This window comes from Paenibacillus sp. FSL R5-0378 (assembly GCF_038009285.1).
Taxonomy (GTDB): Bacteria; Bacillota; Bacilli; order Paenibacillales; family Paenibacillaceae; genus Paenibacillus_AQ; species Paenibacillus_AQ favisporus.
Map to the genome: position 1 here is coordinate 430742 of NZ_JBBPAY010000001.1, position 13271 is coordinate 444012.

The window sequence follows — 13271 nt, forward strand, 5'->3', positions numbered from 1 at the left end:
TCGATTCCGCCCACTCCGCTGGGTCGAGGTTGGAGTTACGGTGCTAAAGATTAATGGCATGAACGGCCGTCGAACTTCAGCAGGGCCTGCCGCCATCACATGTGGGTAAAGTAAAAACCCCCACCCGGTCTGCGTATCCGGGTGGGGGTTCATGTTTTGGTTCAGCCCTCGCTAAGCTTGGGGCTGGATAAGACAAAGGCGACCGCTTCGCTTCTCCAGATCGATTACGCCCACTCCGCTGGGTCGAGGTTGGAGTTACGGTGCATAAAGATTAATGGCATGAACGGCCGCCGAACTTCAGCAGGGCCTGCCGCCATCACATGTGGGTAAAGTAAAAACCCCCACCCGGTCTGCGTATCCGGGTGGGGGTTATGTTTTGGTTCAGCCCGCGCTAAGCTTGGGGCTGGACAAGACAAAGGCGGCCGCTTCGCTTCTCCAGATCGATTCCGCCCACTCTGCTGGGTCGAGGTCGGAGTTACGGTGCATAAAGATTAATGGCATGAACGGCCGCCGAACTTCAGCAGGGCCTGCTGCCATCACATGTGGGTAAGTAAAACCCCCACCCGGTCTGCGTATCCGGGTGGGGGTTCATGTTTTGGTTCAGCCCTCGCTAAGCTTGGGGCTGAGTATTGGCCTGCGATGCGTGCGTGGTGCGTGGACTAGGGGTATGGTGCGAGGTGAGTACATCTTCGGGAAGAGATGGCCATGACCCATGGTGCGAACGTCATCGGGTGGAGATGGCCGCGATGTGTGGTGTGGGTATATCGTGTGGAGCAGTGCATCGCGTATCGCGCGGGTGTCATCAGGTAGAGAGAGCCGCACACATCGTGCAGGCGTTATGGTGTAGAGAGAGCAGCGCGTATTGTGCGAGCGTCATCGTGTAGAGAGCTGCGCGCATCGTGTGGACAGCATCGTGTAGAGAGAGCAACAGCGTGCATCCTGCGGGCGTTATCGTATAGAGAGAGGCTACGGCGCGTGATGCTGGAGCTATCGTGTGGCGATGGAGAGCTTGCACCGTGCGGGCGTCATCCCATGGTGCCGGCGTCTTGCGCATCGCGGGCGTCGTACTTCAGCTGCCCGCGCTTATAGGTGCGAAGGATGCGGATGCCCGCCGCATCCTTCGTGAAGAGCGCCACGTCCGCGGGCGCGCCGGGCGCAAGGCCCTTGGCCGCGGGCAGGCCCAGCAGGCCCGCGGGGCGCACCGAGGCCATCGCCCATGCCTCGCCGAGGCTGGCGATGCCCCGCCCCGCGAGGTGCGCGATGCCGGCGGTCATGGGTAGCGCCGAGCCCGCAAGCAGCGCGGGCTGCCCAGCCAGGTGCAGCCGCCCTGCCGGCGTCAGCGTGACGCGGCCGCCGATGTGCGTGTCGTACGTGCCGGGCGGCATCCCGCCGAAGCTGACGGCATCGCTGACCAGGATCAGCCGCTCGCCCTTCACCTTGGCGGCGACGCGGAGAAAAGCGTCCGGCAGGTGAAAGCCGTCCGCAATCACGCTCGCCCACAAGGGCTCCTCCGCCAGCTGATCCCATATGTAATTCGGGTGGCGGGGCAGCACCGGGTGGGCGCCGTTGCCCAGATGCGTGGACATGCGCGCGCCGGCTTGAACGGCCGCCTGGATCTGGGCCGAGTTGGCCGCAGTGTGGCCGATCGAGACCAGCACGCCGCTGCCCGTGCACCGCTCGATAAAATCCACGGCCTCCGGCCACTCCGGCGATACCGTAACGATCCGAATCCGCCCTCCGGCAGCCTCCTGCCAGGACTGGAACAATCCCCAATCCGGCGCCCTGACATACTGGGCGTCATGGGCCCCTCTCGGCCCGTCTTCCGGGGAGATAAACGGCCCCTCCAGGTGAATTCCCGCCATATTGTGATTGGGGTCCGTTTCGCACACTTCGGCAATCGTGCCGAGTCCGCTGCGCAGCGCTTCATCGCTGTTCGTAATCAGCGTGGGCAAATACGAGGTGACGCCTTCCGCCCACAGCCTCTCGTTTAACTGCCGGACGGTGTCCGCCTGCAGCGGATGGGTGTTGAGATCCAGCCACGCGTACCCGTTAATCTGCAGGTCCACCAGTCCGGGTCCGATGAGGGGCAGCTCCTGCCCGCCCCCCTGTGCCCCGGCAACCCGCCGGATCTCCGCCTCCTCCGGTGTCCCGAGCACTTCGTACCCGGCAATCAGCCCGCCTGCCAGGGTGAGCCGGATATGCTCCCCGGTCAGGGCATGAATGCCCTCCAGCCGGGTCAGGGCGTCACGGCCGCCTGCTGCCGTAGGTTCCATGCCGCGGCGGTCAGCCTCCATACGAATCCCGATCCAGGTATAACGTACAGTTCGGATGCTCCCGCAAAATGGAGGCCGGGCAGGCGGTCGTGATCGGTCCCTCCAGCGTCTGCGTCACCGCGCTGCGCTTCGTCGGGCCCGGCACGATGCAGAACAGGCGGCCGCCGGAGAGCAGTGTAGGGATCGTCAGCGTCATTGCGGTTTCAGGCACCTCCCGGAACCGGTCAAAGCAGCCGTCCCGAACCTGCTGTTCCCGGCACATGTCGTCGAGCTCGACGATTTTTACCGTCTTCGGGTCGTTGAAATCGGCTACCGGCGGATCGTTAAAAGCTAAATGGCCGTTCTCCCCGATGCCGAGGCAGACGATATCGATCGGGGCCTCCTGCAGCAGCGCCGCATACCGTTCGCACTCCGCGGCGGGATCGGCGGAGCCGTCGATCAGGTGGACGGTTCCCGGGCGGACCCGGGAGAACAGCCGGGTATCCAGAAAAGTGCTGAACCGCTGGGGAGCATCGTCGTCCAGTCCGATATATTCGTCCATGTGAAACGCGGTCACCTTGCTCCACTCGATATCTTTATCCGCTGCGAGGTAGTCCAGCAGCTCGTTCTGCGACGGAGCCGCGGCAAACACGATCCGCAAGCTGCCCCGGTCCGCCAGGATCGCCTTCATTGCTTGGGAGACATCGGCTGCCGCCGCTCTTCCCATCTCGTCTCTCGACGCGTACTGCCGGACCTGAAGACGGTCCTTCCACCACTTTTTCTCCGCCAAACGGGGACTGGGCATGATCATTCCTCCTCCATTAATTTACGAACCGCTCTTGCTTATTGCTTGCTAATTGAAATGGAGCTCCGCTCCAGCAACTCAAACAAGGAATTCAGGCAGTCGATCGTCGCCTCTTCCCCTCCCTCGGAAAAAGCATATCCGGCCGGGCGCTTGAGCTGCTCTTCCGTCAGGCTCGACTGAAGCCTGTAGTGGGTTTCGACCACCAAATAGCCGTCATACCCCTCTTCCACCAGGCGGCGCAGCAGGCCGGCGTAATCCACCTGACCTTTTCCGATCGCCACCGCTTCGGTATGATCTCCCTGCTTCACCGCATCCTTCAGATGGATGTGGCAAATCCGCCCCTCCAAAGCATCATAGCCGTCAGGATAAGGGACCTCCTGGTCCGGATCCCACAGGTCGTTGCCCGGGTCATACAATCCTTGAACATAAGGCGAATCCACCGCCCGGATCAGAGCTGCTGCTTTAGCCGCATTGGAGGCGTAGACCGCCGGATCCGCTTCCAGCGCGTAAATGACGCCATGCTGCTCCAGGACCGGCACCACGCCCTTTAATTCCCGGACAATATCGTCGAATGCCTCCTCCAGCGGGCCCTCGGCCCAGAAGCTGAAGCCGCGGACATGCCGGGTGCCGAGCCGCTGCGCCAATTCCGCATAACGGGTCAAAATTCCCCGGTGTTCGGCTACTTCTTCCGCATTCCGGAGATTGCATTTAAACACCGGGGCAGATAAGCCGCTGACCTTCAGGCCAGCCGCCCGGATCGTTGCACCGATCTCCTCTATGCGCGAATCGCTCAGCCGATACAGCTGCTCTCCGTCCACGGAACGCAGTTCCAGCGCGGCCAGCCCGTATCTGTGGGCAATGCGGATCGCATCGGCGATGTCCTGGGAGATTTCGTCGGTAATGACGCCCAGTTGAAAAGCCGCATTCATGTCGCCCTTCCCCTCCTTTCATCACCATCATTCGTCGTCTATGCAAAATCAGATCATTGCAAATCTTCTTGCATGTTTCAGATAACCCGTTATAGACTCCCAGGGTTCGATTCATCCAGACGTCATAGTCGGGATGCGGCAGCAGCATCTATGACGCCGAGCCGGAAGCGAACCTGGACGGCTTTTACCACGCCGCAAGAAGCAAGCGGCAAAATCAGGAGCTGGCAACCGGGCTGATGCCCGTATCCAGCTTCACGGTTCTGCCGGTCTCCCGGCTTTCGTTGGCCGCCTCCAGAAACGCGATGACTTCCAGCGTCTCCGTCATGTCGATCGGAGCCGCGCCCGTTTGGAACATGCGGATCACTTCCTCCAGCATGCTGGCATAATACGGCTTGCCGTCCGCATACACGTCGACATGTTCGGTCCCCTGCTCACGATGAATCAACGCTCCGAAACGGCGGTTGCCCTTCCGGTTGCCGCGCAGCGTTCCGACCCGGCCGTCCTCCCATACACCTACGGCCAGATCATGGTCGGCATTCGTGGTGACCGTGACCTCTTTACACCCTTTGCCCATGCTGCGGTACAGCATATCGGCGGCATGAATGCCGTACCAGTAAAAGCCAGGCTGCGTCGACTGCAGCTCCATGGGGCCGTAGGTATCCACCCCGATGATGTTCCCCTGACCGGCTGAGTCCAGCGCCCGGCCCAGGCCTTCCGACCAGCGGACGGAGGAGCAGCTCATAAGCGGAATTCCGTGCTCCTGTGCCAGCCGGTAAATCGCCTTGGCGTCACGGGTCGTGACGGCAAACGGCTTGTCGATAAAAACCGGCTTTCTATAAGGAACGATCTTCCGGAACTGCTCAAGGTGCACGCGCCCGTCCACTGAGAGCAGCAGGATGGCATCGGCGTTTTCGGCTGCCTCCTGGATGCTCTGGACGATGGGGACGCCGCTATTGTCCCTGACTTCAGCCGTGAATTTGTCCACCCGCCCGATACTCAGTTCAAAATCCGGCGATCCGCCCGGATAGGCGGCCGTCACTGTCCCGCCGCGCACATGGTGCGGGTGATCCGGGTTGTTCAGCAGCTCGGCAAAGAGCGGCGCATGCGACGTGTCCAGCCCAATGATTGCGATCTTCAGCTCTTCTGTACTCATTTCCGTTCATCGCCTCTTCCTACAGTTTGATTTCCTTGCCCGTACGCGAGGACTCGTAAATGGCCAGGATCAGGTCCACCGATTTCCTCGCTTCCTCTCCCGAAATGAGCGGCTCACGATCCTCCCGCACCGCCTGAATCAGGTCGTCGATCAGAATGTAGTGCCCGTCGGAAGAAATGGCATTCGGGTCATCCGCACCTTCGGCGGAGCCTTCCGACACGAGCGGGGCTGCATCACCGTCAACCGTTTTCCATACTTTAAAACCGCTGTCTCCGTAAATGATCGTCCCGTGCTCGCCGTGAATTTCAAAACGCGGCTCCTGGCCGGGATTGACCGACGTCGTTCCTTGGATGACCCCAAACGCCCCATTCTTATATTTCAAAACCGCAACCGCTGTATCCTCCACCTCAATGTCATGAATTAACGGAGCAGTATAGGCAAAGACGCTGTCTACTTCCCCCATCATCCAGCGGATGATGTCGATGCCGTGCACCCCCTGATTCATGAGGGCGCCGCCTCCATCAATGGCCCAAGTTCCGCGCCATCCGGCGCTTTTGTAATATTCCGGGCTGCGGTAGTACTTCAAGTAGGCGTCACCCAGCACTAATTTACCAAGTTTGCCTTCGTTAATGGCCTTTTTGGTCAGCAGTGCATGCGGCGTGGTGCGTTTCTGGAATACGGTGGCCAGCTTGACGCCATGACTCCGGCAGGCTTCGATCATCTCGTCCATGTCCGCCTTGGTAATGCCGAGGGGCTTTTCGCACAGCACATGCTTGCCTGCCTCCGCCGCGGCGACGGTTGCATCCCGGTGGCCTCCGCTGGGCACGCAGATGCAGACCACGTCCACGTCACACTCCTGAAGCATTTGCCGGGTATCCGTATATACGTGGGCCGCTCCGAATTCCTCTGCTATTTTTGCCGCTTTTTCCGGAACGGCGTCTACGACCGCCGCCAGCTCCGCTTCCGGATGGCTCACGATGGCTCTCGCGTGCAGAGGGGCGATCACGCCGGCTCCAATAATGGCAAAACGCATTTTTTTGCTCATACCAATCTCCTCCCGGTGGGAACCACCTGTAAGTTTACAACCCCATTCTAGTGGGACCCGTCTCCACGGCCAATCGCCCATTCTGCGGCTTTGCGCACAACTTTGGCGTCATCCGCAGGATCGAAGATGAATCCGTAAAGATGTATATGACAGCGCTCTCCGGGACTTGACCGTAAGCCAACAAAAAAAGCGCCCCCTGCCCTCCGGCAGGAAACGCTCTTCTTACAAAAAATAATTCGTGATCGACTGGTCGCTGGCCAAAAGGCCCTCGCTGTCCAGCTTCTTTTTCAAATACTTTTTATCCGAGGAAATAAACACGCTCATGATCAGATCGACCACGAACAGGAACGTAATATGATTGGACATAAAGGCGCTGTTATTGACGGATATTTTATCCGGGACAATAATATCGACGGCCGCGTTCTCCGTAATCGGCGAAGCGTCGTAGCAGGTAATCGCGATCACCTTCGCCTGATTGACCCGCGCGATGGATACCGCATCGATAATTTCCCTCGTTGAACCCGAACGGGAAAAAGCGATGACCACATCGTCCGGACCGCACTGGGAGGCGGCGATCTTCATTTCCCTGCTGTCGTTGATGGCTTCCGCCATCATGCCGATAATCGCCAGCCGGTTGCGGAGCGCCATTGCCGCCAAAAACGAATCGAACAATCCGATGACCACGATCCGGCGGGCATTCTTCAGCAGATCCACGACCTGGTTCAGCTGCTCCTCCGTCACGAGCGCGGATGTGTTCACGATCAGCTCATTATAATCCAAAGCGAGCGCATCAATGGGATTGATCTCGCGTCTTTCCTTCTTCTTCGCCTGCATATCCCGGTAGAACGCGTCCTGGGCAAAGGCAATCTTGAAGTCGTTGAAGCCTTTGTAGCCGACCTTTTTGCAGAAGCGGTTAATGCTCGTCTCGGATACGCCGATCTCATTCGCAATCGCCGTGATGGTATTGCGGGTAATAAACTCCGGATTATGAATGACAAAGTTGGCGATTTGATTTTCGCCGTAGGTTAACTTTTGGGTTTGCGATACGATTTTGGCGATGACGGCCGGAACCTGTGAAGACATGTGACCTCCTCCTGACCTACCTGTGGGAAAATAGCTAATCCGGTAACCCCCGCTAGCACACCCCATTATATCATACAAGGGAAGGTATTTAGAAAACGATGTCACAACGCCGCCGCATGGCCGCTCTTCCAAGCCTCGACTTCCCGGTAAAAGGCTTCTTCGCTTAAAGAACCGGTTTGGATCAGGAAGGCGTAATCCAGTACGTTCGGCAGGAAAGGCAAGCCCATCATCTCCTTGCAAAAGGCGTGGGCAGCGATTTCGCTGCACTGAACAACGCTCGAGCGCTTCACCAGCCTCCTGCCCAAGCGGAACACCTCGACCGGCTCCAGCATGTCGTTCGTAAACTGCCCGGCCCGGTACTCCACATAGTGAAAAAATTCATGCGCCAGGTGGATATCGACCAGCCGCTCCAGCTCATCGTCCTGAGGGGCGGGTGGGCGCTCCGAATGCGGATCTGGCGTGCGCTCTGACGGCTGCAGCGCATTGCCTGGGCCTGGTTTCGCGTCCGCCGAATGATTTGCCCGTTCTCCCGGACTCATGACCGCCCGGTATGCATCCGCCATACCGCGGAGAGATGCGGCGTAAACGACCACCTCCGGCGGTGTTTTGTTAAAATCGATCTGCGCCCGCAGAGAGAGCTGATGAAACGTACCGGAGCGGTCGGTGATTTCGTAGCGGAGGCCTTCCCTGCGGTACAGCTCGCGGATGGACATGCCCCGGCAGGCCTGTGCCGCTTCCCTGCCCCTTTGAAGCGACCTGTCCACATAATAGGCCAGGCGGTCCTGGGGAATTTTGCGGTACAGCGGGTCCTTGGTGAGCTCCGCATGGGCGAGCAGCTCATCGGTCAGTCCAAGTTGTTGAACATTCAAACCGTATCCCTGGAACTCCGGCATGCCTTTCATCCCCCTCCTCGTGTTCTAACCTTGATCTATCTCTTCATCTCTTTAGCTGTTCTATTGGTACGCAATGACGATCATTTCGTCCTCGGACTTCAGCATCTCCGTTTCAAGCGTGAGAATCGACAGCAGCTGCTCCTTCGTCTGCATGCCGGTCAGATCCAGCATTTTCTCTTTATAAAAGGCAAACACTTTCGGGATCGTCGCGTTGGCGTCAGAGTAGATCGTATTGTCGTCCAGAAATTCGTTAAGCTGGTCATCAGCCGCAGCTTTCGTGACTTTCGTAAATTGGACGCCGCTCTTCTTGAAGCGGACAACCCCTTCGCGGTCCAGCACGGCGACGTAGTTGACCTTCTTCTTCATCAGGCCGAACAGGGACTTCTTCGTCTGCTCCGCTTCGAACAGACTCCACCGTCCGCTCTGCGCCGCCAGCCGGGTGTTCTCCGGCGATTGGTCGACCGAGCTGGCCGCGACCGCCGTCATTTCTTCCAGCGGCATCGCCTGCTGTCCGAGGTCTTTGGAGCGCAGCTCGGTCGAGCCGGTTGCGATAGCCCGCAGAATGTTCTTCTGGCTGTCGATTTCTATCGTAACCTCAACCGTCTCCTCGCTGGCTCCCGATTGGACGATCCGCTCCACGATGTCGGCCCGGATCCGCTTGATATCCTCTTCCGTCGGATTGACGACGGTCCGCTCCAGCTGTTCCTTGACCATGGCCAGCGCCACCCCGATCGTGGAGACGTAAGGCGCGTTGCTGGCGATCTGACTCTTAAAGCCTTCCCGTTCGGCCATCGCCGGCACCAGCACCGCACCGCTGCCACCACCGCCAACGAGCGTAACAAAGGCCCGGTCCAGCTCATAATCCTGGATCATTTCATTTACGGTTTTCATCGTTTTATCGATTGCAATGTCCATCACCTTGCGCGCGGCTTCCTCCACGCTCAGACCGACGTGTGCGGCAAGGGCTTCCCATGCTTTTACTGCCGCTTCCTTGTTACCATATGCATAGTCGCCCTCCGGCACGTAGCCGAGGATGTTGGCTGCACCCGCCAGCGTATACGAGAACTCCCGTCCATTTCCGCACTCGCAGATGGCGTATTCGGCCGGATCGCCTTCCCGGGGGCTGACGAATTTCACTTTCGGACTGACGATTTCGTCCGCCGGTGCAAACGCCTCGTACTCCTTGCCGGCGATGTGCGCGCTCCGCGGGCCGACGTCAGTAATTTTGCCGCTGGACACCTTGATCATGCTGCCGCCGGCAATGCCGAGCGTGCGGACGTCCAGCGACTGCAGGTACGTGCGGTGGCCGCCGACCTGGGCGTTCTGGATCATGACCTTGCCGTTTTTAATGACGGAAATGTCCACGCTCGTTCCGCCGACCTCGAAGAAAATGCCGTCCGAAATTTTCTCATACATCAAAGCGCCCGCCACCCCGGCCGCGAGGCCTGACAGCATGGTCAGGATCGGGCGCTTCCGTACCTCATCGATGCTCATCACGCCGCCGTCGCAGCGCATGATCATCAACTGGGACTGGATATTGGCGTTTTTGACGGACTTCTCGGTCATGTTGGCCGTTTCCATCATTTTCGGAATCAGGGATGCGTTAACGACCGCCGTCCGCGTCCGCGTCTTCAGCCCGTACAGCTGGGAAATTTCGTGGCCGCCGGTGGCATAGATGCCCTTGCGGTTCGCCAGTTCAATGACCCGCAGCTCATTGGTCGGATCGTCGACGCTGTACGCCTCGGAGGCGACGATGACTTCGGCCCCCTGCTGAACCAGGGCGTCGATGGCGGTTTCAATGTCTGCGTCAGTGAGATTTTTGGAGTCGAGGAACGTATGATATGTTTTCAAAAACTTGCCTGGCGCCAGCTCAATATCCCCCGGATTGGACTCGGACCTTGCGCTCATGCCGTCGAGTCCCGTGCCCATACCGATGATGCCGACTCTGGCCACATCCCCTTCAAGCAGGGCGTTGGTCGCCTGGGTTGTCCCATGGGCGATAAACGTGACATCCTCCGGGAGAATGCCCTGGCTCTCCAGAATCCGGTTCAAAATCTGCACGATCCCCTTTGCCACACCGTCCTCATCATGGTGCGTCGTCGGGATTTTCATTTTGCCGATGACTTCAAACGTTTCATTGTCGATGACGGCCGCGTCCGTAAACGTTCCGCCGACGTCGATGCCTACCCTTACTTTTTTTCTCTCCATGTTACCCTCCTGAAGTCAGGACAGGGGAAGGCCCGCATCAAGCCGCGCAGTCCGTTCCCCGTCCGGAATCATCCGTAAAAGCCGTCTTTATCAAAATACCATGAATGCACCGATGACCATCGAGATCAGGACGGCGACCATCATCCAAGGCAGCGTCTTCTTCAAAATTTCGTTGATGTCGGTCTTCGTAAAATCCGAAACCCATACGTTATGAGAGTTTGTCGGGTCGGATACGGCCTGCACGTTGCTGACCACGCGCAGCGCCAGCATGGCGGCGACCGGCGTCATACCTGCCGTCACGAACAGGGCGGCGATGCCGCTGCCAAGACCCCATACGTTGAGCGGACCTCGGTAAATCGCCAGCGGCGACAGGATGGTGAAGAAGAGAATGTACATGATCGGATTGCCCGGAAGCACCGCCTCAATGAGCGGGGAAATCAGCGCCGAAACCTGCGGAGCCATAACCGAATTAAGCAGGATGCCGATGCCGATCATCAGTGCCATGGCGCCGGCGACGTCCTGGATGCCTTCGATCAGCGCGCTGGAGAGCACGTGGATCGGGCGCTTCGGCCAGGCCAGCAGGATCGTGACGAGCGCGCCGATGATGACGGCGGGAACGATATCGATTTTAAAAGCGAACACCAGAATAACCGGCACCAGCGGGCTGATCAGCGCATAGGTCGGCACCTTCTTGCCGTCGCCGCCGGTAGCTGCGGGCATCGCCCACGCTCTGCGGCCCTTGCCGTCCTTGCGGATATAGAACACGATCATGGCCAGGGACAGCACGATCAGCGGCAGCGCGGCCACCATCGTGTAGTCCGCGATCTGCTCAACCGAGAGTCCGAGCACATCAACATACACAGCCCAGTTGGATACGTTGAAAAGTGCGCCCACCCCGACCGCGGACAGCACAACGATCGACGCAACGAACTGCGAAATGCCGGCGGTCAGCATGATCGGAATAACGATCGTACCGACCAGGATCACCATGCCCAGCCCGCCTGCGGCGGAGAAAATAATGGACGCGGTCACGAAAAACAGAATCGCGATCAGCATCGGCTTATCCCCGGCCAGCTCGGCGGCTTTGCGGATAATCGATTTGGTAATGCCGACCTTGTTCAGGATTTGTCCGAACCAGGCGCCGAACACGAGGCCGGCAATCGCCCCGGACAGCCGCATCGAGCCGGACGCCAGGATCGTTTTGGCAATGCTTGTCGTATCGGGATTATTCGAGTTCCATGGTACCCCGGCGATGATCGCAAACAGGATCGCCATCAGCGGAAGCGCCAGAATTGCCGGGATTTTGCGCGTCATCATCAGCCCGACGAACACCAAAAACACAATCAAAATACCGATCGCTTGCACCCACATTACACCAGTCACTTTGGTTACCCCTCTCGTCATGAGATTCCTACACGTGGTTCATTCACATATTTACTTCACATACTTAATAATTCATGGGCTATATTTCCAAATGGGCCCCTTGCGCTTTGAGCTGAGCCTGCACTGCTTTGATGTCCACATCCTGCACGTTAACGCCATGTTTGGCCGCGTATGCCGCAGCCACGCCCCCCGCATGGCCGATCGCCCCTGTCGTCGGGGTCGTTCGCATGGCCGCCTGCGCTTCAAACGTCGCCGAAATGCAGCGGCCGATGACGATCAGATTTTTCACAGAATTCGTGATCATGCAGGAGTACGGAATGCTGTACATGCCGCCCCACTCCAGCTTCTGATGCTTCGTCCCTTCCCCGTCCGGGCTGTGAATGTCGATCGGATAGCCGGAATGGGCAATGGTATCGTCAAAAAGCTTCTGTTCCAGCAGGTCCTCGGCGGTCAGCGTGTACACCCCTTTGATCTGGCGGGAGCTGCGCACCCCGATGTTCGGACCGGTGGACTCCACAACTGCGTTCTCGAAGCCCGGAATGTATTTGCGGACAAACAGCTCCAGCTCGCGGCACTGCTTCCGTCCTTCCATCTCGGCCAGGCTGAGGCTGAACGCATCGGTCGGATCGTGGCCCAGTATCCGGGTTGTGTTCAGAATGACTTCGCCCGGATTGTTCGTTTCGAAGAACAGCACGTTCTCGCGCTGGATCGAAATTTCGCCGCGCTCCTTCGCCTTCCGGAACAAGCTGTCAAAGCCGCCGACCGACAGGCGCGGCGCCTTCTCGATGATGGAGGTGTCGCCGTTGTATAGCGGAAAATCCTCCGGATGCGCATGGATGTACTCCTTCACTTTGGGGATGTTCACGTTGTACATTTTCATTTTCAGCGTCATTGGCTGCATTGCCCCGTCGGACTCCCGGCCTTTCGTAAACTCCGCTCCGGCGCCTACGGAAAGGTCCCCGTCCCCGGTTCCGTCAATAAACACGGATGCCTCGATGTCGGTCAGGCCCGACTTGTTGCACACCTTGATGCTGACGATGCGTCCGTCTTCCGCCTTCACGCCGGCGAGCATCGTGTGGTACAAAATCTCTCCGCCGCTCTCGGTCACCATCAGCTCCAGTTCATGCTTCATCGCCTCGGCGTCGAACGGGGTTACCGAATACGTAAAGCCGACCGTGTCAAAAATATGCCCCGGCGACTTCCCCTGCCGCTTCAGCCGTTCGATCAGCTGGTCGGTAAAGCCCCGGATCGCCAGCTTATCCCCCGCATGGAAGGTCATCATCGGTCCGACGCCGTTCGCCGTCAGCGTACCGCCGAGAAACCCGTGCGACTCCACGATCAGCGTCTTGGCCCCCGAGCTTGCGGCCGCCACCGCAGCCATCGAGCCGGAAATACCGCCGCCCATAACCACCACATCATACTTCAGCTTGTTCTCCAATTCGTCCTCACTCCTCCGGTAAATGATGTATGATTGCTTCTTGATTCATAGACTATCAAAACCACAGGTTTATGTAAACGCT

At 58.7% G+C, this 13271-nt stretch carries 10 protein-coding genes; all 10 read right to left on the reverse strand.

All coding sequences use genetic code 11. The annotated features are described in order from the left end of the window. Positions 1 to 1025: 1025 nt before the first annotated feature. Positions 1026 to 2273, reverse strand: a complete 1248-nt coding sequence (locus MKY74_RS01960) for an N-acetylglucosamine-6-phosphate deacetylase (RefSeq protein ID WP_076173200.1) — start codon at positions 2271 to 2273, stop codon at positions 1026 to 1028. A gap of 10 nt (positions 2274 to 2283) precedes the next feature. Then, complete coding sequence (locus MKY74_RS01965; protein WP_076172981.1) at positions 2284 to 3057, reverse strand: glucosamine-6-phosphate deaminase; 774 nt, start codon at positions 3055 to 3057, stop codon at positions 2284 to 2286. Positions 3058 to 3095: 38 nt separating this feature from the next. Continuing rightward, complete coding sequence (locus tag MKY74_RS01970; protein WP_076172982.1) at positions 3096 to 3986, reverse strand: sugar phosphate isomerase/epimerase family protein; 891 nt, start codon at positions 3984 to 3986, stop codon at positions 3096 to 3098. A gap of 214 nt (positions 3987 to 4200) precedes the next feature. Next, positions 4201 to 5139, reverse strand: a complete 939-nt coding sequence (locus MKY74_RS01975; RefSeq protein ID WP_076172983.1) for a Gfo/Idh/MocA family protein — start codon at positions 5137 to 5139, stop codon at positions 4201 to 4203. A 19-nt stretch (positions 5140 to 5158) separates the two neighbouring features. After that, a complete protein-coding gene (locus tag MKY74_RS01980; protein WP_076172984.1) occupies positions 5159 to 6184 on the reverse strand; it encodes a Gfo/Idh/MocA family protein in 1026 nt (341 codons plus the stop codon). 222 nt (positions 6185 to 6406) lie between these two features. Then, the gene (locus tag MKY74_RS01985) at positions 6407 to 7267 is read right to left on the reverse strand and encodes a MurR/RpiR family transcriptional regulator (RefSeq protein ID WP_076172985.1); all 861 of its coding nucleotides are present in this window, start codon (positions 7265 to 7267) and stop codon (positions 6407 to 6409) included. 101 nt (positions 7268 to 7368) lie between these two features. Beyond that, entirely contained in the window at positions 7369 to 8160 is a 792-nt protein-coding gene (locus MKY74_RS01990) for a hypothetical protein (RefSeq protein ID WP_208629339.1), read from the reverse strand. Between the two features lie 60 nt (positions 8161 to 8220). Then, complete coding sequence (locus MKY74_RS01995; RefSeq protein ID WP_076172986.1) at positions 8221 to 10368, reverse strand: hydantoinase/oxoprolinase family protein; 2148 nt, start codon at positions 10366 to 10368, stop codon at positions 8221 to 8223. Positions 10369 to 10458: 90 nt separating this feature from the next. Further along, positions 10459 to 11751: a citrate transporter gene (locus MKY74_RS02000; RefSeq protein ID WP_244169336.1), complete on the reverse strand. Its 1293-nt coding sequence runs from the start codon at positions 11749 to 11751 to the stop codon at positions 10459 to 10461. A 79-nt stretch (positions 11752 to 11830) separates the two neighbouring features. Beyond that, positions 11831 to 13189 (reverse strand): FAD-dependent oxidoreductase, encoded by a 1359-nt coding sequence (locus MKY74_RS02005; RefSeq protein ID WP_234489547.1) that lies wholly within the window; start codon positions 13187 to 13189, stop codon positions 11831 to 11833. Positions 13190 to 13271: the final 82 nt, after the last annotated feature.

Excerpts from the sequence above, each read along its gene's own strand:
- MKY74_RS01960 (WP_076173200.1), bottom strand. The coding sequence starts at position 2,273 with ATGGAACCTACGGCAGCAGGCGGCCGTGACGCCCTGACCCGGCTGGAG.
- MKY74_RS01965 (WP_076172981.1), bottom strand. The coding sequence starts at position 3,057 with ATGCCCAGTCCCCGTTTGGCGGAGAAAAAGTGGTGGAAGGACCGTCTT.
- MKY74_RS01970 (WP_076172982.1), bottom strand. The coding sequence starts at position 3,986 with ATGAATGCGGCTTTTCAACTGGGCGTCATTACCGACGAAATCTCCCAG.
- MKY74_RS01975 (WP_076172983.1), bottom strand. The coding sequence starts at position 5,139 with ATGAGTACAGAAGAGCTGAAGATCGCAATCATTGGGCTGGACACGTCG.
- MKY74_RS01980 (WP_076172984.1), bottom strand. The coding sequence starts at position 6,184 with ATGAGCAAAAAAATGCGTTTTGCCATTATTGGAGCCGGCGTGATCGCC.
- MKY74_RS01985 (WP_076172985.1), bottom strand. The coding sequence starts at position 7,267 with ATGTCTTCACAGGTTCCGGCCGTCATCGCCAAAATCGTATCGCAAACC.
- MKY74_RS01990 (WP_208629339.1), bottom strand. The coding sequence starts at position 8,160 with ATGCCGGAGTTCCAGGGATACGGTTTGAATGTTCAACAACTTGGACTG.
- MKY74_RS01995 (WP_076172986.1), bottom strand. The coding sequence starts at position 10,368 with ATGGAGAGAAAAAAAGTAAGGGTAGGCATCGACGTCGGCGGAACGTTT.